The following is a 22,518-nucleotide window of genomic DNA, read 5'->3' as shown; positions in this document are numbered from 1 at the left end:
TTTTTTCGCGGATATGATAAATTTTGCGTATCTTTGTCCCTCGTGAAAATTGAAGTAAGCGGCTTCATATCCTTATCGATTTTAACCGGATTTATTCCGGCACACCCATTATTTTTTATTCATATTAAAAGTCTATCGGCCTCTAAAGGCCGTTTTTTTTGTATGGATGATCAGAAGGAAACAAAGAACATAAATCAGTATATAAAAAATGAGTAATTACACTAAACTGCCTGCAATTTTACTTTTAGAAGATGGCACAGTTTACCATGGTAAAGCTGCCGGAAAAATTGGCACCACTACCGGAGAAATCTGTTTTAATACCGGTATGACAGGTTACCAGGAAATTTTTACGGATCCTTCTTACTTTGGCCAAATCATGGTAACCACAAATGCGCACATTGGTAACTACGGAACCGCTGAGGAAGAGATCGAGTCAAATCAAATACAGATTGCAGGACTTGTTTGTAAAAATTACAGTGTGCCCTTTAGTCGTAAACTTGCAAAGGAATCAATACAGGGTTATTTCCAGGATGGAAATTTGGTTGGAATTTCGGATGTTGACACTCGCGCACTCGTAAGACATATCAGAAATAAGGGAGCCATGAATGCTATTATTTCTTCTGAAATACTAGACATTGATGCACTCAAAGCAAAACTGAAAGAAGTGCCTTCTATGGAGGGACTGGAACTTTCGACACAAGTGTCTACTAAACAAGCTTATCACTTCGGGGATGAAAATGCTCGTTACCGGGTTGCCGTACTTGATTTGGGCGTAAAGAAAAATATACTACGCAATTTTTGCGATAGAGATGTATATGTCAAAGTGTTTCCTGCTAAAACTACGTTTGCCGAAATGGAAAGCTGGACTCCTGACGGCTACTTCATTTCCAACGGTCCCGGAGACCCTGCCGCAATGCCATATGCACTGGAAACCGTTAAAGAAATACTAAAAGCCGACAAACCTATGTTTGGCATCTGCTTAGGCCATCAACTATTAGCTTTAGCTAATGGAATTAGAACAGAAAAAATGTTCAATGGTCATCGTGGCATCAACCATCCTGTCAAAAACATCATCGCGGATCGATGTGAAATCACAAGCCAAAACCACGGCTTTGGGGTCGTAGCCGATGACGTGCGTAATTCGGATACAGTTGAAATTACGCATGTTAACTTAAACGACAAATCGATTGAAGGGATTCGCGTAAAGGGGAAAAAAGCATTCTCTGTTCAGTACCACCCGGAATCGTCGCCAGGCCCACATGATTCAAGATATCTTTTTGACGATTTCACAGCCATGCTGACAGCGTAAATTAAGGTGGTTTAATTTTGTTATTAAGCTGTAAAAGAATATATTTGAAATAGAATACGCTTCGTGTAAAAAAGACACGAAGCTAGCTCAAACCCATATTAAAAAAAATTCAAAATGAGTTCAATTATTGATGTACATGCGCGGCAGATATTAGATTCGCGCGGAAACCCAACAGTAGAAGTAGATGTAACAACTGAGAACGGTTTCGTTGGACGTGCAGCTGTTCCTTCCGGCGCGTCTACGGGAATGCATGAAGCGGTAGAATTGCGCGATGGCGATAAATCAAGATATTTAGGGAAAGGGGTATTGAAAGCTGTCGAGAATGTAAATACTAAAATCGCAGAAGCTTTAAGAGGTATCGACGTTTTCGAACAAAACGCGATAGATAAAATCATGATTGAGCTGGATGGCTCTGAAAATAAAGGAAACTTAGGTGCGAACGCTATTCTAGGCGTCTCTTTAGCCGTTGCAAAAGCCGCAGCACAAGAAAGTCGTCAACCCCTATATAGATATATTGGCGGTGTGAATGCAAACACTTTACCGATCCCAATGATGAATATTATTAATGGCGGATCGCACTCCGATGCACCTATTGCATTTCAAGAGTTTATGATCATGCCTGTTGGTGCGCCCTCTTTTTCTGAAGCGCTTCGTTGGGGAGCAGAGGTCTTTCACAATCTAAAGTCGATCTTACACGATAGAGGCTTGTCAACCGCGGTAGGCGATGAAGGTGGTTTCGCTCCGACCTTTGATGGAACAGAGGATGCGATCGAGACGATTCTAAAAGCGATCGAAAAAGCCGGTTATAAACCAGGCGATCAAATTTGCTTGGCGCTTGATTGTGCTTCATCAGAATTCTATAAAGATGGTCAATATGACTACACAAAATTTGAGGGAGATAAAGGGGCCGTACGTAGCAGTGCAGAACAAGCGGACTATTTGGCACAATTAACAGAGAAATATCCTATTATTTCAATTGAAGATGGTATGGCCGAAGACGATTGGAATGGCTGGAAATTGTTAACCGAGAAAATTGGTGCAAGAGTTCAATTAGTAGGCGATGATTTATTCGTTACAAATGTAAAACGCCTTCAACAGGGAATTGACAACGATACAGCGAACTCTATTTTGGTGAAAGTAAATCAGATAGGTTCTTTAACAGAAACTATCGATGCGGTTAGCTTAGCACAAACGAATAGTTACACATCAGTTATGTCGCATCGTTCGGGCGAAACTGAAGATAACACTATTGCAGACTTAGCAGTTGCATTGAACTGTGGACAAATCAAGACAGGTTCAGCATCCCGTTCTGATCGGATGGCGAAATATAATCAATTATTACGTATTGAAGAAGAGTTAGGCAGTAATGCTAAGTTTTTAGGAAAAAGCTTCAAATTTGCTAAATAAACAACTTTTAGCAGTTAATAAAAGACCTGTAATCAAATTGATTGCAGGTCTTTTTTATTGTAAAATTTTATGCTTAGGTTTGCGAAGGAAAGGAGCACAGACATGAAACAATTAATCAACATTGCTAGAAACAAATACATCATTGCAACTATCGCATTTATCGTCTGGATGCTTTTCTTTGACCGAAATGATATCACTTCCCAGTACAAATATCAATCGCAGTTAAAAAACTTAAAGGATGAAAAAGAGTTCTATATACGGGAAACAGCCATCGTGAAAAAAGACTTGGAGGAACTTACCTCCAATCTTACAAGGCTTCAAAAATTTGCGCGAGAAAAATATTTGATGAAAAAAGACAACGAAGACATCTTTATCATTGAAAATAGCAAGCCTAGCGAATAGGCTTACTGTTTGTGCTCGTTCTCGTCACTGTACCTTTCTTACAACATACCCCCGCAAACGGAGACTACCTGACCATTTATATAAGAAGATAAATCTGAAGCTAGAAATAAGCAAGCATTTGCGACGTCTTCTGTTTCTCCTGCACGCTTTAGCGGTATATTTGCTTCCCAACCTTCTACAACTTTCGGGTCCAGTACATCGGTCATTTCTGTTCGGATAAATCCTGGAGCTATTACATTGGTTCTTATATTACGCGACCCCAATTCCTTTGCCATTGATTTGGAAAAACCAATGATTCCGGCCTTGGACGCCGCATAGTTTGCTTGCCCTGCATTTCCCTGCACACCAACTACTGAACTCATGTTTATGATAGAACCTTTTCTAGCCTTCATCATAACCTTCGAAACGGCCTTTGTTATATTAAAAACAGACTTTAAATTAACATCAATAACCTCGTCCCAATTTTCTTCTGTCATACGCATCAACAAACCATCTTTGGTTATACCGGCATTGTTCACCACAATGTCTATAGTACCAAATTCCTTCACAACATTACCTATAAGCTCCTCTGCTTCATCAAACTTGGATGCATCTGAACGATATCCTTTAACCTTCGTACCAAAGGATTGCAGCTCCTCTTCCAGCGCTTGCCCTTTTTCAACTGAAGACAGATACGTAAAAGCCACATTGGCTCCCTGTTCGGCAAACTTCTCAGCTATTTTTCTACCAATACCTTTGGACGCACCGGTCACCAATGCCGTTTTTCCTTCGAGTAATTTCATTCGTTGTATTCTTAAAATTTTAGACGCTAAAAATAAGATATTCCTGACAACTTTGGAATAAGCTGCCATTAATTTATTGTGAGACTGATTGCATGCAATCGTGAACTTGCAAAACCTAGCGAATGGCTAATATAAAATGGAGCTAGTCTAGAACAGGTATTGGGTTCTTATCTTGATCGATTGCTACGAAAGTGAAAGTTCCTTTTATAGCGATTTCGCGATGTTCTTCGTACATCTGCTCGACAAAGATTTCCACCCCTATTTTTAAACTTGTACGTCCTACTTTTTCTACTTTTCCAATGAGTTCAACAATGGTACCTGCCGGTATTGGCTTTGTAAAATCAATCCGGTCAGAGGAAACAGTGACCAATCGCTTTCTACAAAAACGTGTTCCGGTAATGAAAGCAACTTCATCCATTAAAGCCATAGCCGTTCCACCGTATAGTGTATCATAGTGATTCGTTGTATTAGGAAAAACAGCTTTAAAAATACTTGTCTCTGATTGTTTTATTTTTTCTTCCAGGGTCATTTTATAGTTCATTCGTTTCTATATATTCTTGCTTCAACGCTTGCAAGCACGCTGCGCAGAGACAATTATCGTATCGTTCACTTATATATTGTACCTCATTGACAGACAGCTCCACGGCGCTGCATTGACATTTGGAATACGAGTTTGCCCGACATTCGATCGAGGTGCCACAACGTTCACAGAGAATAATTTCATGTTTGACGAAAGTTGATTTCAAGGTTTCCAAACTTAGATAAATTGCATTTCATATGCAAGATGAATACCGTATATAAAATTGATTATTCATCATGGGAAAAATTTACCTAAAAAAGCTCCCAAGATGATTCTTAGGAGCTTTTCCATTTTTTTGAGAGACCTATATACGAATAAGCGCTTTCTGACCCTAAGAGCCGCAGGTTATGCAGCCTTCTTCCATTGAGCATACCGCTCCTGTTGGAATATCGTCCGGAACTGATTCTATTTTTGCAGGAATAACCGGTTCCATATTCTTACCTGCTTGATTTTCAACTGTAAACTTAACTGCTTGCGTAGCCGCTTGAGTGCGCAGATAATACATACCTGTCTTAAGCCCCTTTTTCCATGCATAGAAATGCATAGAGGTTAATTTCGCCGTCGTAGGTGTATTAACGAATAGATTAAGTGATTGCGACTGGCAGATAAAGGCACCTCTATCGGCAGCCATATCAATGATGTTTCTCATTTTAATCTCCCAAACAGTCTTGTACAATTCCTTGATATCTGCAGGAATTTCGTTGATGTCCTGAATAGATCCATTGGCCGCAATAATACGGTTCTTCATCTCATTATTCCACAAACCGAGCTCCACAAGATCACGTAAAAGATGTTTGTTAACAATTACAAATTCTCCACTCAATACCCGACGGGTATATATATTAGAGGTATAGGGTTCAAAACACTCATTATTACCTAATATTTGCGAAGTCGATGCTGTCGGCATCGGTGCAACCAGCAACGAATTTCTTACACCGTGTTTCTTAATTTCTTTACGTAAGCCTTCCCAGTCCCATCTACCACTATCCGGTTTAACATTCCACAAATCAAACTGGAATTTACCTTGTGAAAGTGGGGAACCTTTGAAGCTCTCGTAGGGGCCTTCTTTCACTGCCAAATCTTTCGAGGCAGTCATTGCTGCAAAGTAAATCGTCTCAAAAATATCCTTATTAAGTTGCTTCGCAGCCTCGCTTTCAAAAGGCATACGCATTAATATAAAGGTATCTGCTAATCCCTGCACGCCCAATCCGACAGGGCGGTGACGAAGATTGGAATTACGGGCCTCATCCACCGGATAATAATTATTATCAATAATACGGTTGAGATTGATGGTCACTTGGTACGTGATATCAAACAACTTTTGATGATCGAATTCACCATTATCTACATATCTCGGTAAAGCAAGAGAAGCCAGGTTACAAACAGCTACTTCATCAGCCGACGTATATTCTATAATTTCAGTACATAGATTGGAACTCTTGATGGTACCGAGATTTTGCTGATTCGATTTTCCGTTAGCCGCATCTTTATACAAGAGATAAGGGGTTCCTGTTTCAATCTGGGCATCCAAAATAGCAAACCAGAGATCCTGTGCCTTTACTATTTTCCTAGCCCTTCCTTCACGCTCATACTGCTCATATAGTTTTTCAAAAGCCTCTCCATGGCATTCTGCTAGGCCTGGAGCTTCATCAGGCGAAAACAAACTCCATTCGCCATTCTCTTCCACGCGTTTCATGAATAAATCCGGCACCCATAGGGCTAAAAATAAATCGCGTGCCCTTAATTCTTCCTTACCGTGGTTCTTCCGCAAATCGATAAAATCATAAACATCTGCGTGCCAAGGTTCAAGATATATAGCAAAGGCTCCTTTACGTTTACCACCACCTTGGTCAACGTACCGAGCGGTATCATTGAAAACACGTAACATGGGGATGATTCCATTACTTGTGCCATTCGTACCACTGATATAGGCTCCCGTAGCGCGTACGTTATGAATGCTTAATCCAATACCACCTGCACTTTGGGAAATCTTCGCTGTTTGTTTCAAGGTATCATAAATTCCCTCGATACTATCATCTTTCATAGTCAACAGGAAACAAGATGACATTTGCGGCTTCGGTGTACCCGCATTAAACAGTGTGGGTGTTGCATGCGTAAACCAACGTTCACTCAGCAAGTCGTAGGTTTTGATAACACTTTCGATATCATGTTTATGAATACCTACTGCTACACGCATAAATAAATGCTGTGGTCTTTCGGCAATTTTCCCATTCAGCTTTAACAGATACGACTTTTCCAGCGTTTTAAATCCAAAATAATCGAAACTGAAATCCCGATCGTAAATAATATGGCTGTCTAGCTCCATGGCATTCGCCTGAATCACCTCGTAAACATCATCTGCTATTAACGGAGCTGGCTTTCCTGTTTTCGGGTCGATGTAATGATAGAGCAAGCTCATCGTTTCCGAAAAAGACTTAACTGTATTTTTATGTAAGTTGGAGACGGCAATTCTAGAGGCCAATAAGGCATAATCCGGGTGTTTAGTGGTTAAAGACGCAGCTGTTTCAGCAGCCAAATTATCCAGCTCTGAAGTGGTAACCCCATCGTATAAACCCTCGATTACCTTTCGTGCAACATCAATAGGATCCACTAAATCAGGATTTAAACCGTAGCACAGCTTTTCAATTCGTGCCGTTATCTTGTCAAATTTTACGGACTCGGAACGTCCATCTCGCTTAATTACATACATATTTTTCTCCTTTATTAGCTTTTAGCTGTCAGTATTTAGAACATTTTCTTTTTTCCAGAAACCGATTTCCGACTTCCGATCGCTGATGGCTTTAATTAAAAATCCTCATCCAAAGAAAAGCTGGCTTTTCCTTTTTCTCCGGTAACGCCGCTCTTCTGATAATCTCCTACACGTTTCTCAAAGAAATTTGTTTTGCCTTGCAGGGATATAAGTTCCATAAAATCAAATGGATTAGTAGCGTTATAGTATTTGCTATTACCAAGTTCTACCAACCACCTATCGGCCACAAATTCGATATACTGCTTCATCAAATCGGCGTTCATTCCGATAAGTTTAACAGGCAAGGCATCCGTTATAAACTCTTTTTCAATTTCTACTGCATCAATAATGATCTCCTGTACGCGTTCTTTCGGAAGCTTAGCTTCCAACATACTATACAATAAGCATGCAAATTCGCAATGCAAACCTTCGTCACGTGAAATCAATTCATTACTAAATGTCAAACCAGGCATCAACCCTCTCTTTTTTAGCCAGAAAATAGCGCAAAAACTACCGGAGAAGAAAATGCCCTCCACCGCTGCAAAAGCAACTAGGCGTTCAGCAAAAGAGCCATTTTCAATCCAACGTAAAGCCCATTCCGCCTTTTTCTTAACACATTCAACCGTTTCTATGGCATGGAATAACCGATCTTTTTCAACGGGATCTTTTACATAAGTATCGATCAGTAGAGCATAAGTTTCAGAATGAATATTCTCCATCGCGATCTGAAATCCATAAAAGCTCCTAGCCTCCGGCAGTTGCACCTCGCTCATAAAATTTATGGCCAGGTTTTCGTTCACAATCCCATCACTCGCCGCAAAAAAAGCAAGAACATGCGATATAAAATGGCGCTCTCCATCATTTAGGTTTGCCCAATCCTTTAAGTCGCCGGATAAATCAATTTCTTCAGCCGTCCAGAAACTCGCTTCGTGCTTTTTGTACATATCCCAAATCGCCGGATAATTAATCGGAAGGATTACAAATCGATCTTTATTTTCTCTTAACAATACTTCATTTTCTTGGCTCATAGTTTTACGTTTTATGTATAGGCATTTATAAAAAGATAATCGTCCTCACGGCTAATCTCCTTTACCCAAAGAAACCGTCAATTAAAATTTAATAGAAACGATGATTACTTATTCAGCGGAAATCTAGTACTTGTACCGGCTTTTGAAATGCTTTTAAACCAGGGAAACAGCTTAGAAAATGGTTACAAGCCCGTGCTTTATTGGAAATTCATTAACAACATAATCGCTGACTAAGTATTTCAAAGAACATATCCTTGATCTTCTAACAAAGATAATCTTTGAAAGCTTCGAGCGTTAATCGAAGTTTTGCACAATGTGTTAGTTATTCACACACTTAAAGTGAAATGTCAATTCCAATCTTTTTGAGAAGCATAGAGGCATTGAAAATCTTACAAGCGCCTTCTTTCAACTTATAATCGAAAACCATTTCCCCCTCTATCACCTGTATATCGAAATGATAATTTTTCAAATAGCCGGGATTGGTGTCTTCTAATTTCGCTAACTGAAGATCATGAGTGGCAACCATACCAACCCCCCGGTCTTTTATTAGCTTTTCTATAACTGCTTTAGAGCCTAAATATTTGTCAACTGAATTGGTGCCTCGTAACATTTCGTCCACCAAAAAGAAAGTGTTCTTTTGCGTATTAACCACTTTTAGAATCATATCCAATCGATCTAGCTCTGCCTTAAAGGTTGAAGTACTTTCATTCAATGAATCCCGGATACGCATGTAGGTAATAATATGCATTACTGAAAGCTCTAAATGCAGCGCACAAACGGGTGCCCCGCTAAGCGCTAATACCATATTGGCGCCTACTGTTCGAAGAAAGGTGCTCTTCCCCGCCATATTAGACCCGGTGATTAAAGCCAGACGATGACCATCTAAAGAATAGTCATTTGGCACAGAACTGACCGTAGGAATGAGCGGATGTCTTAGACCTTCGGCCTGCAGGATATGAGCATCGGTTGGTATAATACGCGGATAATTCCACGAAGGATCATTAATCCTTATAAAAGCAAAACTTACCAAGGCCTCTAAGCAAGCCAATTCATCAAACAACTTTGCCATCTCATAATGATGGGTTTTACGCCAATCCAAAATGGCGAAGACTTGCCTAAAGTCCCAAAGGAAAATACCGTTCAGAAAAGTCGCTACCAGTATGTTTAAACGGTAGTCCAGTTTGTTAATCAACGATCCGAGCTCTCTAATGCTTTGTGATATGGTCTTCTCCCCTTCCTTTTGTCCTTTAGACAGCAAACCGTCTTTTAGCAAATCGGCTTGCCATCCTCGACGTTCAACGCTTTCATATACCTTTCCAAAACGTTCCAGTAAGTTTCCCATCCGACCAATACCAGCGGCGATCTGTGAAACCTTTCCGGCATAGGCCATCGTAAGCAAAATATTAAATATAAACAAAAGCAGGGCAATGTTTGAAAAAGGAGTCCCATAAAAGAACGACAAGGCAATATTTATTGACAAAATATAAGGCGCTACCTTTGTATAAAAGCGCAACAAGCTATTTCCAAAATCGGCATAGGGTTTATTCAAATAGCTGACCAGGGTATCTTTGAAATTAGATTGTTCTTTTAGGGCGAAAACTAATCGAGCTAAAAAGTTCAACCCCCAAGAAGGATCTTCTTCGAGTTCTTTCACCGCTTGCTGGCGATCTGCAATCTCTTTATCAGTTGCTGCGACAGACAACCAACGAGCTAGCATACTTCTCCCGTCTATTGTCGCAGCCCGATTTATTCTGTGATAAATTGAATTGATTCCAAAAACATCTAAATCACTGGTATATCCATGTTTATCATTAATAAATTCGGCGCCATCACTATAAATGCTCGTCGTCCCAGCTTGGCAATTCAACTCATTCTCTACTATCGTTAAATCATCTTCTGCTTCCTCCTTATCTTTGGTCAACTTACTTTGCTTCGCTACCAGCCACATAAATACAATGAGAATCAGAAAAGAAGATATAAGCGTCAACCAGACACTTTCTGATTGTACCACCTTAAATAAAACTACACCTCCTCCTAGAATTAATGCTAATCGGGCGAAAGATAGCCGATTAATAATACGATTAAAGCGCTTGATTTTATCTTGTGTCAGCTGGCGTTTTTCTTGGTAAAATGCAACAATAGGGGTATTCATAGCTTTCTAAGATAAGGCTTAAAATTGAATTACCGATAGGTGAAATAAAAAAATCCCGAACTGCAGCTAACGGTTCGGGATGTAAAAAAACCAATATCGGCTCTATGTACGTCTAGAATTTATAGGTAAAACCAGCTCCAAAAATTTGCTTAACCTGTAAACCTTTTCCTTTGTAATTCACACCGTCCCTTTCTTTTGGAACATCCGTATTATCATCATAGATCATTTGAACGCCGGCATTCACGGAAACAAATCGATTGACCTTCATGAAAATATTGAGCGTATAATCGACATCCACATTTTTTGGGTCTTCTAAATAGTTAGAGTATAAGCGTAGGATATTTTCTATGCCGATATTTTCCATGATATTTTTACGATAGTAAGCGTCAAAAGAGGCACCAAATTCAAAGCGGCTTTTTTTACCTGGATCAACTCCAAAGGCCCCTTGATCTGCAAGTTCCTGATTAGTTACAAAAACAAACCTAGGGGATGCAGGTGATAAATTGAAACGGAAATTATCCGATTCTTTATAGGCAATACCAGGGCCAAAACTCAGGTACGCAGGTGCCAATCCGGCAGAAATTAACGCTTCTCTGCTTCCATCCGCATTATAATTGTATCCATTTGCAAACTGCGAGTTGAAATTCATAAAGAAAGTATATAGCCACTTAGGCGCAGCCTGATATCCCAATAAGCTGTTTAGTAAAATACGGTCATCATTCTTCCGCCAGCCTAAATCTTTTTGTTTGGTCAAACCATATGCCGCTAAAACTTTGTTATCCCAGCTCCATTTATCTTTCTTATAGTTGAAATCATAGTTCAGCACTAAGTTGGCCGATAAGGAATTTATTCCTCCTGCAGCCCAGTTGGAAAACGTGCTCTGATTGATTAGAAATGTATTCTCACCATGAATTTTCCAAATAGAATCAGGATTTGTTTCTTGTGCATGTAGACAACATAAAAGTGACACAAAAAGAGATGTTAACAGTACGACTTTTTTCATCGGAAATGATTTTTAGGTGCGCTTAGACTGGCACCGATGGTTTAACAATTGTAAAAACGCCCGAAGCAAACGCCCCTAAGCCTTCACATTAATTAATTTTCCGCAAAATTAAAAAATAAATATATTTATTATTTATAAAAAAGGGATTTGTGTATTAATATCCTTTATTTTGTGTATTAATTTCCAATTGTACGAAATTTAACATCGTAAAAAACGGCATATAAAACGCTGCACTGCACGCAACACTTGAATACAAATGAAAATCACCTTGCTTTGTATAGGAAAAACGGATGAGTCATATCTAAATACAGGAATTGACAAATACCTGCAAAGACTTAAGCATTACATAAATTTCTCGATGACTATTATCCCTGATATTAAGAATACGAAGCATCTATCCCCTGATCAGCAAAAAGCCAAGGAAGCTGAACAAATTTCAAAACAACTGAACGCAACAGATACGATTGTCCTTTTAGACGAGAAAGGAATGGCTCCCCGGTCGATTGATTTTGCTAAGTATTTAGAAAGGCACATGTTGAATGGAACCCAGCATTTAGTCTTCATAATTGGCGGACCCTACGGCTTCGATAACAGCCTATATGTCCGTGCTCAGAAAAACAAGCTTTCTCTGTCCAACATGACTTTTTCTCACCAAATGATTCGCCTATTTTTCGTCGAGCAGTTATACAGGGCGTTTAGCATTCTTCGAGGCGAACCTTATCATCACGAGTAATTTTTTACTTTTTTATGGAATTTTTGATGAGTTTTCATCAAACAAATGAGGGAGTAGAACACTTAAGTAAAATAACCCATCACAAAGCTACCAGGTTTTCACCATTTTGTAAAGGAGGATCTCATGAAATTACCAAGCACAAGAAAATATCACTATAAGGGAATCAATACCGGTAAAGAAAGTCAAAATATGTGGATAATGATTGTAATTGGCATTGCTTTAGCCGCATTGATTATTTTCATTCTTTAATCAGCGATTACCTTTAAAACGTAACGGGGGCCTAAAAAGAACACCCCCGTTTATTGGATGCAGATCGCTATTTCGCGAGCTCTTCTCTTTCTACTTTTTTATCCTCCCCTACAGCTTCAGCATCAAGCGGAGCAGGAGCTTCTTCATCAAACAAAGGAAATCCCTTTAAAATGACAAACCAGTTAATTATTTTCTTAATATCGGAAGAGTATACACGTTCTTCATCGTGATCCGGCGCAACTTCATTAAAAAACGCACGCAACTTGTCACCGCTATCTTTCTTTGCATCCGGCAACGACGATAGACCTTTCATTTTTTCAAAAATGTCGATAAGTTTAATATCGTCTTCCGTTCCAAAAATGGTTATATCTTCCAAGGAAGCCATTTTTGCAGTTGATATATTAACAACAATCTTCACACGTTTTTCATCCAGGCTTTCCAAAATGAAACCTGTTTTGTTTTGTCCTATCAGCTTAAATAAACCCGGACGTCCTGTGACGGAAACTATTCCTCTTAAATTCATCTATATCCCTTTTTAAAACGTTTACAATATCACTTATTCCTCAATGACTTCTACACTTAAAATTTTGTCTCCCTGACGGATGTCATCAATAACATCGACATTTTCGACAACCTTGCCAAAGCAGGTATGATTGCGATCCAGGTGAGCGGTATTATTTCTGCTATGACAAATAAAAAATTGCGATCCACCTGTATTTCTACCGCGATGAGCCATCGATAATACACCGCGATCGTGGTATTGATTCTCTCCATCTAATTCACAGTCGATCGTATATCCCGGCCCCCCTGCTCCCGTACCGGTTGGGTCTCCTCCCTGAATCACAAAATCAGGAATCACCCGATGAAATACCGTACCATCATAAAAGCCGGATTTCGCGAGTTTAATAAAATTTGCCACATGTCCAGGTGCATCTTTATCATAAAATTGCACCGTCATATCACCTTTCTCAGTTTTTATAATTGCTTTACTCATATCAGTATTATTAAATGGCAAAGGTAATCATTTGATCCTTTCTCTTTCTGTAATTTTATTTATTTATTGCTGTGAAGGGATTAGATAGGGACGATAATATACTAATCGTAAAACTTCCAGCTAACGCCGAACCGCATGCCGGCAGGAGCCATCGGATAGCGCCTTACGGTGTAATACCCTCTTGAGAAGAGTCCCTGACTGGCATTATCATATCTCAGAAAGAAATTTGTTCTTTTTAAGGTTGCTGTCACCCAAGGATCCACAATCGGATAGCTAGAAAACTCAATTGGTGTAATCTCGTTCCCGTTTGCATCTACACCTCCATAATAGGGCCGATAAAATTGCCCTATGTTGATTGCATAAGCAGGCGCAACATAAGGGGTGTTAAAACGGATGTCAAAACCAATATTAAGATTGATTACTTTTACCAAAATGGTATTATAATAGAAGCTATGCCAAGTATAAAACTCCGGTGTCATCAATATATCGTTGTAATCTGATTTTTGGTATACAACGTAATTATCAAAATGCAATTTGTCAAAAAAAGTAAAATCCTTACCTAAGGTCAACTTCAATAAATTGATGGGCGATTCGTGTTGAGCCACTTCAATAACCCGTAACAATTCGGATCGATGATCCGGGTTGTCAACTTCTTTGTAATACGTATAGTTGTTTATTAAAAAGTACTCAGCTTTTGCTAAAAAACGAAAACGGGGATTTTCATAAGCAGCCGATAAGTTGGTTGTTTTGATTTTATCTAATCGATCATTATTGTCCCATTTGTGGTATGTATAGTTTACAGACTCTGCAAGGTATTCCGGTGATTGATTCTGAAAATACCCTGCGAGTACGAGTCGGCCAACGGTATTGTTATACAGAAGATTAGCTTGTGCTCCATAATGGAAATCCCCAAAATTCCGCCCGGTAATTATCTGTCTAAAGTCTGTCGTAATATTTACACGATCACTAAAGCGATACCCCAATCCAGCTTTTAAAGTAATGTTTTGAAAAGACATGTCCCGGTACCGATTGGAAGCAAGCGTATCCTGAACGCTTAACGAGTCTCGCCCTTGTTTATAAAACATAAGATCATGTTGCAACCCTAAATCGAGTTTTACCTCATTTTTAATAAATGAAACGGACTTTCCACGCAGCGAGAAACTATAAACAAAGTCATTGGTAATGGTTGTCAACATGGTCGAATCATTGGTTAAAACAGATTCACTAAAAGGCAATGCTCCATTAGGATCAGCTTCGTTCTTGAAGAACTTGTATTTCTTACTATTGAGTTTCAAACTATGTGCCACTGACATGGTTGGCAATACTTGTTGTTCTTGCGTTCCTTTATTAAGCGTATCGAGTCGACCAATAAACATGCTTTGTCGTAAAAAAAAGCTGTGATCTGTCCAGGTATTTCTCGGACGTTGTTCTCGTTGTTGACTTAAGCGTACCTCAAAGGATTCAGGATTCGAATTTTCCGGCTGTACCCGGAATATGCTATCGTTTAGAATTGAGCCATTCTCTGTAGCGACGAGCGTATTAAATATCAACGCTGATTGCAAGTTGTACCGCAGGTTAGGCGACTCATACCAAGTATAAATTGCAGGCTGTATATCGTTGTAACGCTGATTTTGATAAAATCCTCGTGCTAAAGATGCGTTAAAATTAGCGCCAACACTCCAATTTGGCTTGATATTCTGACCTATTTTTGCACTAAAAACCTGATCTCCGGTAACAAAATACAATTCGGAAAAGGGTGATCGCGCCCTGTAAAAGCGAATAGAATCAAGCGTCAAAAGATAGCGATCCATAGCGGTAAACCCCGTTCTGAAACCAATTTCTGTTGTAGGAGAAAACAGTAAATCACGCGTAGCTAACCCATAGTTCCCAAGATTCATTGTCGGACTTTTAGGCTTCGTTTGGGGATTGTAATATTGAAACCCCTTTAAGGTTGTATCCAGTGGAACCGTAAATGTCCCCTGTTTCAAACGATCTAAAGTTGTATACCGTATATAAGACGCATTGTAAATAATCGAGTCCTGTTGTGCCTCTTCCGCTCGACGAAGCGAATCCAAATCGGCGCCCCACTCCTCTTGCTCTTGAGCAAAGCTATGACCGGCGAAAAGACACAAAACAAAAAGGAAAAAACAGGCACGCAAATGCTTAATCATTCTGGCAAAGCTAGTAATTCTTTTAAAATTAACGTCATCTTTGGTTCTGCCGTTTTAGCTACCTCAATGATATCTTCGATTGATACGACTTCCAAATTTTCATGAAAACCCTCATCCGTAACTACCGATACAGCAAAAACCGGTAAGCCCATGTGATTAGCCACAATAACCTCCGGAACTGTACTCATTCCTACAATATCGCCACCTATTAGGCGCATATACTTATATTCAGCACGAGTTTCCAGATTAGGGCCAGCCGTAGAAACATAAACGCCTTTATGCACTCGGATGTTACTTTCCGCCGCAATATTTAACGCTTTTTGTATAAAATCTCTGTTATAGGGTTCGCTCATATCCGGAAAGCGAGGGCCAAGATCATCGTTATTCGGACCACGTAATGGACTTTCAGGCAACAAGCTAATATGATCATCAATAAAGACAAGATCACCTTTCTTTATCGCTGGATTTAATGATCCTGAGGCATTCGATACGAACAACTTTTGTATACCGAGCAGCTTTAGAACACGTACGGGGAATGTAATCTCTTGCATATTATAACCTTCATAATAATGAAGTCTACCCTGCATTGCTACTACCTTTTTACCGCTTAAGGTACCGAAAATCAATTTACCCGAATGGAATTCAAGGGTAGAAACAGGAAAGTTCGGAATATGAGCATACATAAGTTGGTGCTCAACCGCTATATCTTTCACGAGACCACCTAAACCGGTTCCTAAAATAATGCCCACTTCGGGTTTAAAATCTCCTATTCTTTGTTCAATATAAGTAACGGTTTCTCCTAATGATCTATACATATAATCACTTTTATCTTTTAAAAAGGGTTATTTACACCTGCTTGCCAAATACTTGATCTTTAATTAAGTTGTCGAAACTTGGTCCACTCGCATTATGGTGAAATTTCGTTTCTATCGGTATATAATGTAAAGGCAAATCTTCAATATGCGAGCGCAGTTCCGGATCTCGCAAACGCATGGCATCTTTCTCTGTCGTTACGATTAAACAATCGCCCAATGATTGCCAATACCTTTTTATCTTAAGTAAATCACCAGCTGTATAACGATGATGATCCGGAAATTCAATCATTTTCAATACGTTGCCTTTTGTTGTTAAATAATTGCAAAACGGTGTTGGATTGGCAATACCCGTCATTACTATTAGGCGGGCGTTTATTGGAAAAGACTCTTTTTCATCCGTCATCAAATTTACTAAATCGCCATATTCAATATAAGAGAAAAATGTGGGGAGTTCTCTTTCTAATTTTAGTAATTGTAGGCATCGCTGCCTATCCGTTTTTGAAAGTGCCTCCGGCGACTTAGTAATAACGATAATATCAGCGAAATTTCGTCGCATAAATAAATCTCTATAATTTCCGGCGGGGAGTACCCATTTGTTTTCCTGAAGGCTTTCAAAATCGAACAGTAAAATACTAATGCCTGGCTTTAGTCTTCTATGCTGAAAAGCATCGTCTAAAACAAAAATATCGTGGCTTGGCATCAGCTGTCTCAATCCCTCCACTCTATCCTCGCAAACAGCGACTGTAACGCATGGAAATTTTCTTTTAAATTGCAACGGCTCATCCCCTACTTTTTCAGCCGTACTGCCTCCCTGCACTTCGAGGTACCCGGTGCTTTTCCTTCCATAACCTCGACTTAGCGTCGCTATGCTTACACCGGCAAATAAACGCAAAAGGTATTCAGTCATCGGGCTTTTACCTGCCCCACCAAGTACTAAATTGCCAATAACAATGACCGGTTTATCAAAACCATAACTATTTGCGAAACCTCGGTCGTAAATAAAATGTCTGAAAAATAAGATAGCGCCATATAGCCAAGAGAACGGAAGTAATAAAAGGCGCAGTTTTTTCATCTGTTTTTTTCGATACCAAGTAACAAAGGTAATAAACAAACGGTTAAATACCGATTTCAATTGCAGAGCTATCGGGCTTTTGGTACCTTTGCCAAGTATCACACAAAATAAAAATATATTATGTTAAAAGGATTTTTTAGTGTCCCTACCCCTATAAACGAGCCGGTATATGCCTATGCTCCCGGAAGTAAGGAACGCGCTTTATTGCAAGAAGCCTTGCGTACTGCAAGATCGCAGGAGGCGGATATTCCCATGTTTATAGGTGGCCAAGAAATAAGGACTGGAAATAAGGGCGAGTTAAGACCTCCGCATGACCACAAACACTTATTGGGATATTATCATAAAGGCGGCAAGAACCACGTAACCGACGCCATTAACGCTGCTTTAGAAGCAAAGAAAAATTGGGAAGATTTGCCGTGGGAACATCGGGCTAGTATCTTCTTAAAAGCCGCCGATTTAATAGCCGGTAAATACCGTTACAAGCTAAATGCGGCCACTATGTTAGGGCAGTCAAAAAATGCATATCAGGCAGAAATCGATTCAGCTTGCGAAATCGTTGACTTTCTCCGATTTAATGTGAAATATATGAGCGAAATCTATTCGCAACAACCTCCTGTTTCTTCTGATGGCGTGTGGAATCGCGTAGAGCAACGGCCTTTGGAGGGATTTGTATTCGCATTAACTCCCTTTAACTTTACTGCAATAGCGGGAAACTTACCTAGCTGTGTTGCTATGATGGGAAATGTGGTTGTATGGAAACCTGCTGACACGCAAATCTATGCAGCTCATTTGTTAATGGAAATTTTCCACGAGGCAGGCGTACCGGCAGGCGTTATCAATTTGATTTATGCACATGGGCCGGATGTAGGTGAGGTGGTCTTTAATCATCCGGACTTTGCCGGCATACACTTTACCGGATCTACTGCCGTTTTCCAAGAAATATGGAAAACGATTGGGACAAACATCCATAAATACAAAAGTTATCCACGTATAGTTGGTGAAACCGGTGGTAAAGATTTCATTTTAGTTCATCGATCGGCTGATATAAAAGCGGCGAACACCGCCATTGTTCGAGGGGCTTTCGAATATCAGGGCCAAAAATGTTCAGCGGCGTCACGCGTGTATATTCCACAGTCACTATGGCCTGCGCTTAAAGAATTAATGACGAAAGATATCAATTCCTTTAAGGTAGGACCTACTGAAGATTTTTCAAATTTCATCAACGCCGTTATTGACGAAAAGTCTTTCGATAAGCTTACAAGATACATTGATCAAGCAAAATCAGATGAAGATGCAGAGGTAATTATCGGTGGCGAGTACGATAAAAGCGTTGGCTATTTCATTCAACCTACGGTAATCCTTGCCAAAACACCGGATTATGTAACTTTAAAAGAAGAGTTGTTTGGCCCGGTACTTACTGTTTACGTCTATGAAGACGAAAAATGGGAAGATACCTTACGATTAATAGATCAAACTTCGATTTATGCCCTTACCGGTTCTGTTATAGCACAAGATCGTTATGCCATAGCGCAAGCCTCTGATGCATTAAAAAATGCCGCAGGCAACTTTTATATAAATGATAAATGTACGGGCGCTGTGGTTGGCCAACAACCTTTTGGAGGTGCAAGAGGTTCCGGTACGAACGACAAAGCAGGCTCAATGATCAATTTATTACGTTGGGTTTCTCCACGCACTATCAAAGAGTCATTTAACCCACCAACGGATTATCGTTATCCGTTTTTGGAACAGGAGTAAACTAAAAAAGAAGGGATCACTTTGCGCAAGTGATCTCTTCCTATTGTATGCTAAAAAGTTAAATACCTAATTCTACCTGAAAAACCCCTCCCCATCGATTTCCCTTACCATCAAGCGCAAAGACTCCCTGCTTAGTCTGATAATTCACATTCAGTTGAAATTTGATCCGATGTTGATGTAAGTATTTCGTTGCGCCTAATTCAATAATTTCGGTTTCTTGCTGGTAATCCCCGATGCTTGCCCCGGGTTCCAACCATGAATAGCGTCCAGCCAGCTCATAATTGCTCTTGAATAAATAGGATATTTGTTGATTGATACCTTGGCCGTTAAAAGCATAAGCCGATTCGCCTGCTTCATTATAAGTAATTGCTTTATCCACGGTACGCTTTATGTACTCGAACTGGTATGCCCAACCATTATATTTAAAAATAGCATCTGCGAAATAGGTTTGAAGGGTAACAGGTTCATATAGATAATACCCAATCTGCCCACCACTCCTCGTTGTACCCACATTTTTACTATAGCCACCGCCAAATGAAACCTTTGGCGTTCTTTCCCGCATCAAATCGCCTTCGGAATAGTCGCCGTCATCAGTGAATGCCCCTAAAGGTAATAGTTCCGCACGCCCCGTGTAAGCAAGCCCCTTGTCGGTATTATTGGCAACACGACCTTCGCCTGTGGTTATAGCACCTTTTAAATGATAGACTGCGGTTTCACCTATCTTATTTTTATAGTAAGCCTTTATGCCGAAGTCGCGATCGATATTCATCGCAGCATTTACGATTGACCGATCGGCAAATTGCAACTGACCTGACGAATTAACTCGCTGCCGATTGCCAGGCAATTTATTTAAGCCAAAAGCTATATAAAAATTAGGGGTAAAGTTATAAAAGACAACCGCGTCACGAACTATATTTGCAACACCTGTATCATCGAAGTCTTGATCTCCTCGAGTAAAGGCAAGCTGAATGGTGTAAGAGAATTTAGGTGAGTATAAATATCCATCCACTCGCATACGGAGGCGTCTAACCCTGGCATCAAATTCCCGAATACCAAGATTATCTCCATCAATTGTTGATGCACCTAATCGATTTTGCATTCTGAAGCGAAAATTCATGTAGATTGTAGAGTCACTAGACTTAAACTGCAATCCTTTAAAATTTTTTAATGTAGGAAACTCGTCTCTCTCCCGCTGTGCCAATACTTCATCTACACAGAAAGAGAATACCATAAAACACACAATACGTGATAGCCGAATTATTTTCATCTTTATATTAAATAATGGTTACGAAAATATAGACTATATGTTAAGAAAACGTTAACAATAGATTAAGTATTTTGCAAAATCCGATTTATTAATAGCAAAGTAATATACAAATTACTACTCAAGTCCGTAATTAGTGAAAGAAAATAACGAATAAGGTTTAAAAAGCTGTATTTTTGCTCGCGTAAATTTTTGATGTAGACATGACACAAATCGAACAAATAGCCCCGACAGTAACCATGCAATTACGCCAAGCGGTTCTCTATCCGGAAAGTTCGATTGAATCGATCATTCTGGATGAAGATGACCTGGGCATTCATTTTGGTTTATACGATAATAACGAACTTATCGCTGTCGTATCGTTATTTGTGAGAGGTGAGGAAGCGCAATTCCGAAAATTCGCAACGGATAGTAGATATCAAAATAAAGGCTACGGGTCGACCCTATTAAATCACATTTCTCAATATGCTTATCAACAAGGATCGAAGATCATTTGGTGTAATGCACGCATTTCGGCTGTTCCCTTTTATAAAAAGCATCATTTTGTTGAGATTGGCGAAATTTTTAGAAAGGGACAGATAGAATACCTAAGAATGGAAAAAGCGCTGACAGAGAATTAATTGTTTACGACAAGCTTGTAATAATCAACCGTATAGAAGATGACTAAGAAATTTTTATTAATGTTTGTTTTTTTTCTCTTTTCAGTCCATGCATTTGGACAGAAAATACTCGTATGGTGCCCACCGACAGCTGAAATTGGCACTGGCAACGACAAGTTACGGGGAATTAATTTAAATATTGTATTTTCTGATCTGAGAAAAATCACCGACACAACACGTGTGGAATGTTCATCACAGGACATAATAAATCATATAGCTCAAGGGATTATGACTTCTTACCCTAGTGCAATTATTAATATATTAGATACAACCCAGTTTCATTCACCTGCAGAAAAGAATAAGATTACTGTCCGAATTGCTATAACAGCATATCATTCGGCCTCAGGCACTGATGCATCATCAGCTATTGGTAATAGCGAAGGTGATTTCAGTTGGGGGGCCTTACCCAAAAACAAATGGAATTCCGTCGCTGGATTTCATGTTGTTATCGAAGACAATCGGACAGAAACTAGCAAAACACTTACACGGAATATTGCGAACATTGTTTCGAGACCCAATATTGGCGGATCACTTACGGCAAAAAAAGCACTTTTCGAAGCCTATAATGAAGCAAATAGGGAATTACTTTATTTTATCGAGAGTACAATTCAACCGAATTAGTTGCTTGATAATATTCTTTTTTCCTAGTCAATATCTTGTTATTATCGAAGACTTAACATGAAATGAAAGAGTTCAAGCAGTATTTTATTATTCCCGCAAACCCTGAGGAGGTTTATTTAGCATTGACTATGGAACAGGCTATTAGGTTATGGACTGGCGATGAAGTAAGCATGTCCAATACGCCGAACTCAGAATTTTCTCTTTGGGATGGTAGTATTACCGGAAAAAATTTGATTTTGGAAAAGGACAAAAAGTTAGTCCAACAGTGGTATTTTGGTGATCAAATGGAGCCATCCATCGTTACGATCAAGCTTCATCCCCATAAAAAGGGAACATCTCTCGAACTTCTTCATACAAATATTCCTGATACAGATTACCAAGACATTGTAGAAGGATGGCAACAAGTATATATGGCTTCTTTGATTGACTTTTTCGAAGGTGAATAAGCTTCATGTAATGACAACTTGTATTTGTACCTGCTATAACGGTCTGCCCCCCTTCACTTAGCGCTCCTTAATAAGAGTCATATAGCCATTTCCTAGAACATAGAACGGAAGGTCTATATTTTTTACGATAATGATACAGTATGGAGGAATACGTGTCTTGCTTTCGACGGCACGCTTTGTTTTGGGAAGGGATATAATAAGAAAGGCCGCCGTGCAATGCACGGCGGCCTTCTGTAAAGATCGGCACCGACCTACTCTCCCACATGTTACTGCAGTACCATCGGCTCTGGCGGGCTTAACTTCTCTGTTCGGGATGGGAAGAGGTGG

The 22,518-nt window shown here is 39.6% G+C and carries 21 protein-coding genes and 1 rRNA gene; 8 read left to right on the top strand and 14 right to left on the bottom strand.

The genetic code is table 11. The features are described 5' to 3' along the window. The first annotated feature begins 208 nt into the window (after window positions 1-208). The 3 genes from carA (at window position 209) to E0E36_RS22850 (ending at window position 3,118) form a co-directional block, all read left to right on the top strand. A complete protein-coding gene (gene carA / locus E0E36_RS22860) occupies window positions 209-1,309 on the top strand; it encodes a glutamine-hydrolyzing carbamoyl-phosphate synthase small subunit (RefSeq protein ID WP_013663647.1) in 1,101 nt (366 codons plus the stop codon). A 114-nt stretch (window positions 1,310-1,423) separates the two neighbouring features. Beyond that, entirely contained in the window at window positions 1,424-2,716 is a 1,293-nt protein-coding gene (gene eno / locus E0E36_RS22855) for a phosphopyruvate hydratase (RefSeq protein ID WP_013663648.1), read from the top strand. 102 nt (window positions 2,717-2,818) lie between these two features. Next, window positions 2,819-3,118, top strand: coding sequence for an FtsB family cell division protein (locus tag E0E36_RS22850; protein ID WP_041387025.1), 300 nt, complete (start codon window positions 2,819-2,821; stop codon window positions 3,116-3,118). Window positions 3,119-3,156: 38 nt separating this feature from the next. On the opposite strand, the gene fabG is transcribed toward E0E36_RS22850, so the two are convergent. From fabG to E0E36_RS22815, 7 genes are all read right to left on the bottom strand, one after another. Next, window positions 3,157-3,900, bottom strand: a complete 744-nt coding sequence (gene fabG, locus E0E36_RS22845; RefSeq protein ID WP_130857885.1) for a 3-oxoacyl-[acyl-carrier-protein] reductase — start codon at window positions 3,898-3,900, stop codon at window positions 3,157-3,159. A 142-nt stretch (window positions 3,901-4,042) separates the two neighbouring features. Continuing rightward, complete coding sequence (locus tag E0E36_RS22840; protein ID WP_041387838.1) at window positions 4,043-4,429, bottom strand: acyl-CoA thioesterase; 387 nt, start codon at window positions 4,427-4,429, stop codon at window positions 4,043-4,045. A 1-nt stretch (window position 4,430) separates the two neighbouring features. Beyond that, window positions 4,431-4,646, bottom strand: coding sequence for a cysteine-rich CWC family protein (locus tag E0E36_RS22835; protein WP_242627373.1), 216 nt, complete (start codon window positions 4,644-4,646; stop codon window positions 4,431-4,433). A 165-nt stretch (window positions 4,647-4,811) separates the two neighbouring features. Continuing rightward, window positions 4,812-7,190, bottom strand: coding sequence for a ribonucleoside-diphosphate reductase subunit alpha (locus E0E36_RS22830; protein ID WP_013663652.1), 2,379 nt, complete (start codon window positions 7,188-7,190; stop codon window positions 4,812-4,814). A gap of 95 nt (window positions 7,191-7,285) precedes the next feature. Then, the gene (locus E0E36_RS22825) at window positions 7,286-8,257 is read right to left on the bottom strand and encodes a ribonucleoside-diphosphate reductase small subunit (RefSeq protein ID WP_013663653.1); all 972 of its coding nucleotides are present in this window, start codon (window positions 8,255-8,257) and stop codon (window positions 7,286-7,288) included. A 334-nt stretch (window positions 8,258-8,591) separates the two neighbouring features. Further along, entirely contained in the window at window positions 8,592-10,409 is a 1,818-nt protein-coding gene (locus E0E36_RS22820; protein ID WP_130857883.1) for a MutS-related protein, read from the bottom strand. A 112-nt stretch (window positions 10,410-10,521) separates the two neighbouring features. After that, window positions 10,522-11,412 (bottom strand): DUF3078 domain-containing protein, encoded by an 891-nt coding sequence (locus E0E36_RS22815; RefSeq protein WP_130857882.1) that lies wholly within the window; start codon window positions 11,410-11,412, stop codon window positions 10,522-10,524. 256 nt (window positions 11,413-11,668) lie between these two features. Here E0E36_RS22815 and rlmH point away from each other — a divergent pair, with 256 nt between their 5' ends. After that, window positions 11,669-12,145 (top strand): 23S rRNA (pseudouridine(1915)-N(3))-methyltransferase RlmH, encoded by a 477-nt coding sequence (gene rlmH, locus E0E36_RS22810; RefSeq protein ID WP_013663657.1) that lies wholly within the window; start codon window positions 11,669-11,671, stop codon window positions 12,143-12,145. 316 nt (window positions 12,146-12,461) lie between these two features. Here rlmH and E0E36_RS22800 read toward each other — a convergent pair whose 3' ends face one another. The 5 genes from E0E36_RS22800 to lpxK all read right to left on the bottom strand — a co-directional run bounded on the left by E0E36_RS22800 (window position 12,462) and on the right by lpxK (window position 17,446). After that, a complete protein-coding gene (locus tag E0E36_RS22800; protein ID WP_130857881.1) occupies window positions 12,462-12,917 on the bottom strand; it encodes a DUF5606 family protein in 456 nt (151 codons plus the stop codon). A 33-nt stretch (window positions 12,918-12,950) separates the two neighbouring features. Beyond that, complete coding sequence (locus tag E0E36_RS22795; RefSeq protein WP_013663660.1) at window positions 12,951-13,388, bottom strand: peptidylprolyl isomerase; 438 nt, start codon at window positions 13,386-13,388, stop codon at window positions 12,951-12,953. Window positions 13,389-13,489: 101 nt separating this feature from the next. After that, complete coding sequence (locus E0E36_RS22790) at window positions 13,490-15,559, bottom strand: putative porin (protein WP_130857880.1); 2,070 nt, start codon at window positions 15,557-15,559, stop codon at window positions 13,490-13,492. Beyond that, window positions 15,556-16,374: a purine-nucleoside phosphorylase gene (locus E0E36_RS22785; RefSeq protein ID WP_013663662.1), complete on the bottom strand. Its 819-nt coding sequence runs from the start codon at window positions 16,372-16,374 to the stop codon at window positions 15,556-15,558. The genes E0E36_RS22790 and E0E36_RS22785 overlap by 4 nt, the downstream gene beginning before the upstream one ends. A 31-nt stretch (window positions 16,375-16,405) precedes the next feature. After that, entirely contained in the window at window positions 16,406-17,446 is a 1,041-nt protein-coding gene (lpxK, locus tag E0E36_RS22780; protein ID WP_130857879.1) for a tetraacyldisaccharide 4'-kinase, read from the bottom strand. Window positions 17,447-17,566: 120 nt separating this feature from the next. Between lpxK and pruA the strand changes: the two genes are divergently transcribed. Further along, a complete protein-coding gene (gene pruA / locus E0E36_RS22775) occupies window positions 17,567-19,201 on the top strand; it encodes an L-glutamate gamma-semialdehyde dehydrogenase (RefSeq protein ID WP_013663664.1) in 1,635 nt (544 codons plus the stop codon). 58 nt (window positions 19,202-19,259) lie between these two features. Here pruA and E0E36_RS22770 read toward each other — a convergent pair whose 3' ends face one another. Then, a complete protein-coding gene (locus tag E0E36_RS22770; protein WP_207303798.1) occupies window positions 19,260-20,468 on the bottom strand; it encodes a porin in 1,209 nt (402 codons plus the stop codon). A gap of 200 nt (window positions 20,469-20,668) precedes the next feature. On the opposite strand from E0E36_RS22770, the gene E0E36_RS22765 reads away from it, so the two are divergent. The 3 genes from E0E36_RS22765 to E0E36_RS22755 all read left to right on the top strand — a co-directional run bounded on the left by E0E36_RS22765 (window position 20,669) and on the right by E0E36_RS22755 (window position 22,191). Next, a complete protein-coding gene (locus tag E0E36_RS22765; RefSeq protein WP_013663666.1) occupies window positions 20,669-21,085 on the top strand; it encodes a GNAT family N-acetyltransferase in 417 nt (138 codons plus the stop codon). 39 nt (window positions 21,086-21,124) lie between these two features. After that, window positions 21,125-21,745 (top strand): hypothetical protein, encoded by a 621-nt coding sequence (locus tag E0E36_RS22760; RefSeq protein ID WP_013663667.1) that lies wholly within the window; start codon window positions 21,125-21,127, stop codon window positions 21,743-21,745. A 62-nt stretch (window positions 21,746-21,807) separates the two neighbouring features. Next, a complete protein-coding gene (locus E0E36_RS22755; RefSeq protein WP_013663668.1) occupies window positions 21,808-22,191 on the top strand; it encodes an SRPBCC domain-containing protein in 384 nt (127 codons plus the stop codon). Between the two features lie 238 nt (window positions 22,192-22,429). Here E0E36_RS22755 and rrf read toward each other — a convergent pair. Continuing rightward, window positions 22,430-22,518: ribosomal RNA gene (gene rrf / locus E0E36_RS22750) — 5S ribosomal RNA — on the bottom strand; the annotation flags it as partial.

The sequence above is a fragment of the Olivibacter jilunii genome, from assembly GCF_900607235.1.
In the GTDB taxonomy this organism is placed as follows: Bacteria; Bacteroidota; Bacteroidia; order Sphingobacteriales; family Sphingobacteriaceae; genus Olivibacter; species Olivibacter oleidegradans.
This window is presented reverse-complemented; position numbering and strand designations above follow the sequence as displayed.